The 2,545-nt window shown below is 62.6% G+C and carries 2 protein-coding genes; both read left to right on the top strand.

Annotation, left to right across the window (positions count from 1 at the left end):
* Positions 1–130: 130 nt before the first annotated feature.
* Positions 131–1,630, top strand: coding sequence for an IS21 family transposase (istA, locus tag AC1RT6_RS21185; protein ID WP_472791943.1), 1,500 nt, complete (start codon positions 131–133; stop codon positions 1,628–1,630).
* Positions 1,630–2,545, top strand: a 916-nt coding sequence (istB, locus tag AC1RT6_RS21180) for an IS21-like element helper ATPase IstB (protein WP_493029658.1), incomplete at its 3' end; no start/stop codon positions are given. The genes istA and istB, both read left to right, overlap by 1 nt.

The following is a 2,545-nucleotide window of genomic DNA, read 5'->3' as shown; positions in this document are numbered from 1 at the left end:
CGACCTGATTCGGTGACGCCGCTCCAGTCATCGGCGCGGAATCCTTCAGTAACATTCTCGATGAGGCAATGCGCCCCCGATAGGTTGGTCTGTTGCGCTGCCTGCTTTGGAACGAAGCAGGTGGTTGGGGATGCTGATCGTGGAGACGATTGCGCGGATACGCCGCGAGCACTTCATCAAGGGCAAGACGATCAAGGAGATCGCACGCGACCTGAAGGTGTCGCGGAACACGGTCCGCAAGGTGTTGCGGTCTGGGGAGACCTCATTCGAGTACGAACGTGCGGTGCAGCCGCGGCCGAAGCTGGGGCGATGGGCCGCTGATCTCGACGGATTGCTGGCGTCGAACGTGGCGAAGTCCGCTCGCGAACAGCTGACGCTGATCCGGGTCTTCGAAGAGCTTCGCGGGCGCGGCTATGACGGCGGCTACGATGCTGTGCGACGTTACGCCAGACGGTGGAGCCAGGAGCGCGGACAATCGACGGCGGCGGCCTATGTCCCGCTGAGCTTTGCACCGGGAGAAGCCTACCAGTTCGACTGGAGCCATGAGGTTGTCCTGCTGCATGGCGTGACGGTGATCGTGAAGGTCGCTCATGTCCGGCTCTGTCACAGCCGGATGCTGTTCGCTCGCGCCTATCCACGCGAGACGCAGGAGATGGTGTTCGACGCCCACGACCGGGCGTTCACACTGTTCAAGGGGACCTGCAGTCGCGGCATCTACGACAATATGAAGACCGCGGTGGAGACGATCTTCGTCGGCAAGGATCGTCGCTACAATCGCCGCTTCATGCAGATGTGCAGCCATTACCTAGTCGACCCGGTCGCCTGCACGCCGGCCTCGGGCTGGGAGAAGGGCCAGGTTGAGAACCAGGTCGGACTGGTCCGGGAGCGCTTCTTCACGCCGCGGCTGCGGTTCAAAACCCTCGACGAGTTGAACGCCTGGCTGCTCGATAAGTGCATCGCCTACGCCAAGGCACACCGGCATCCGGAACTGACCGAGCAAACAGTCTGGGAGGTGTTCGAAGCCGAGCGGCCAAAGCTTGTTCCCTATGCCGGCCGGTTCGATGGATTCCATGCGGTATCGGCGTCGGTCTCGAAGACCTGCCTGGTGCGCTTCGACAACAACAAATACTCGGTCACGGCCAGCGCAGTCGGACGCCCGGTCGAGGTTCATGCCTATGCCGACCGCATCGTGATTCGCCAGGACGGGCGCATCGTCGCCGAGCATCCGCGTTCATTCGGCCGCGGCGAGACGACCTACGATCCCTGGCATTATGTGCCGGTGCTGGCTCGCAAACCCGGCGCGTTGCGCAACGGCGCTCCGTTCAAGGACTGGGTGCTGCCGGCTGCGATCGAGCGTGTGCGCCGCAAGCTCGCCAGTGCCGATGATGGCAATCGGCAGATGGTCGACATCCTCAATGCGGTGCTGACGGACGGTTTGTCGGCGGTCGAAGCCGCCTGCGCCGAGGCGATCGCTCATGGCGTTCATTCCGCTGACGTCGTTCTCAACATCCTGGCTCGCCAACGCGAACCCGCTGCACCGGCCAACATTATGACGCCGGCGGCACTGACGCTCCGCCATGCGCCGATCGCCGATTGCGCCCGCTACGACAACCTCCGGAGGACCATCTGATGGAACGAACCCAAATCTTCGACCTCATGGGTGAGCTCAAACTCTACGGAATGAGGGCTGCCTTCGACGAGATCATGGCGACGGCCGTCAAGCGCCAGCACGAACCTCAGCACATCGTCGGCGACCTGCTCAGCGCCGAGATCAACGAGAAGCAGGCGCGTTCGATCAAGTACCAGCTCACCATCGCCAAGCTGCCATTGGCCAAGGATCTCGATGACTTCCAGTTCGAAGGCACGCCGATCAATCAGACGCTCGTCAATGATCTCGCCGGCGGCGGCTTCATCGCCCAGCAGCGCAACGTCGTGCTCGTCGGCGGCACCGGCACAGGCAAAACCCACCTGGCCATCGCAATCGCCAGAAGCTGCATCCGATCCGGCGCCCGCGGTCGCTTCTACAACGTGGTCGACCTCGTCAATCGCCTCGAGATCGAGACCCGCAACGGACGCCAGGGTCGGATCGCCGAGCATCTGACCCGAATGGACTTCATCGTCCTCGACGAACTCGGCTATCTCCCATTCGCCCAATCCGGCGGACAACTTCTGTTCCATCTCGTCAGCCGGCTCTACGAGCGCACCTCCATCGTCGTCACCACCAATCTCGCCTTCGGCGAATGGCCCAGCGTGTTCGGCGACGCCAAGATGACCACCGCGCTGCTCGATCGTCTGACCCACCACTGCGACATCGTCGAAACCGGCAACGACAGCTGGCGCTTCAAAAGCCGCGACGATGATCACACAACCCGCGCTCGGTCCGTCTCCGCAATCCCGGCCAGCTCCGACGGACCGAGCGCTACCGCTAAACCCCGTCGATCAAAGGGGTCAAATTTGGACGCCGATACGGGGCGCATTGCCTCATCGAGAATGTTACTGAAGGATTCCGCGCCGATGACTGGAGCGGCGTCACCGAATCAGGTCG

Source organism: Nitrobacter sp. MLSD-S21 (assembly GCF_058809865.1).
This window is presented reverse-complemented; position numbering and strand designations above follow the sequence as displayed.

What these genes read in the sequence shown, in the direction of transcription:
- istA (WP_472791943.1), top strand. Translation starts at nt 131, where the DNA reads ATGCTGATCGTGGAGACGATTGCGCGGATACGCCGCGAGCACTTCATC.